This is a genomic window from Helicobacter sp. 12S02232-10 (assembly GCF_002272895.1).
In the GTDB taxonomy this organism is placed as follows: Bacteria; Campylobacterota; Campylobacteria; order Campylobacterales; family Helicobacteraceae; genus Helicobacter_J.
Genome location: NZ_MLAQ01000033.1, coordinates 1 through 1,272, shown reverse-complemented (window position 1 = coordinate 1,272; position 1,272 = coordinate 1). Strand labels below are relative to the sequence as shown.

Here is a 1,272-nt window from a genome sequence, read left to right as displayed (position 1 = left end):
TGATAAATTTGATGGATTCATCATTGACTCCTGAAATTTTGGTGATTTCAAACCAAAGTAAGTTCATTCAAATAATGAATTTTTGATTTGATGGGGGAATGTTAATGGAAATCAAAATCTTAAAAAATACACATTTTTAGAAAAATCAAGACAAAAATAGCACATTTTTAAATCTTATAGTGTTGAAAGTACGTATTTATGGGCTTTAAGGGGGTGGAATTTTTTAAAAAATAAAATTGATAGAAATAGCAATATTAATTATGTAATAATATGTAACATAGTAATTGATTTGCAATAGATTTTAATATTTTTATTCTATGCTCCCATTATTATTATTGCTATTGTTTGATTTTTTTGGTGCATAGATTGGAAAACCATACTGATTAAAATTAGCGTCTTTAGCATAGTCTGCAAGACTTTTAGAGCTTCCAGAGAAGATTTCATCTTTTAATCTATTAAACTCATTTTGTTGTTTTTGAGTTAATACAGAGAATTCAGGATTGTTGTCATATTTATTTTTATAGTCTTTCGCGATTAAATTTGAAGTTAAAGCCATTGTCTCATTTAAGAATGAGATGTTATTGGCGATATCTTTGACATAAGACAATAATAAATCATTTCCTTTCATTTTCATTTCAGCATAAACCTGTGCTTGTTTTTCTTTGTCTGTACCTGCTTTTGAGAGCTTTTCTCTAAGTTCAGTTTGATATTTTTCGAAGTCGTTATTGAGTCTTGTGACATCATAAGCAGTTTTAGGCAGTTATTAAATTCTTCTATGGTAAAATAGCCCATAGGTCTTTGTTGAGGTTATTGTAGTTTTAGGCAGTTATTAAATTCTTCTATGGTAAAATGGACTGCAAGCCCATTTAAACATTTTTTGAGTTTTAGGCAGTTATTAAATTCTTCTATGGTAAAATTCAATAATTCTTTTGCCTCTTGATAATCTTGTTTTAGGCAGTTATTAAATTCTTCTATGGTAAAATCACACATCGGACACCACCGAACATCGCAGAGTTTTAGGCAGTTATTAAATTCTTCTATGGTAAAATTTGTAACCTGTAGGCGATTTGCAGAAAATCGTTTTAGGCAGTTATTAAATTCTTCTATGGTAAAATTTTGGTTGTTTCAAAAAGTAAAGACACTAAGTTTTAGGCAGTTATTAAATTCTTCTATGGTAAAATACACCTCTATCAAATCATTGATATTAGGGATATACATAGAATAAAATGATAAAAAATATGCTATAATACACACAGAAGATTTTAATAACTG

Annotated in this window: 1 protein-coding gene and 1 CRISPR repeat array; the gene reads right to left on the bottom strand. The window is 28.1% G+C overall.

Annotated elements, in window-relative coordinates:
* Positions 1 to 310: 310 nt before the first annotated feature.
* Entirely contained in the window at positions 311 to 634 is a 324-nt protein-coding gene (locus tag BKH41_RS09690; protein WP_180762814.1) for a hypothetical protein, read from the bottom strand.
* Positions 635 to 749: 115 nt separating this feature from the next.
* Positions 750 to 1,181: direct repeats of the CRISPR family, unit length 36 nt; unit sequence GTTTTAGGCAGTTATTAAATTCTTCTATGGTAAAAT.
* Positions 1,182 to 1,272 lie beyond the last annotated feature (91 nt).

Coding starts and splice junctions, on each gene's coding strand:
- BKH41_RS09690 (WP_180762814.1), bottom strand. CDS start 634: ATGAAAATGAAAGGAAATGATTTATTATTGTCTTATGTCAAAGATATC.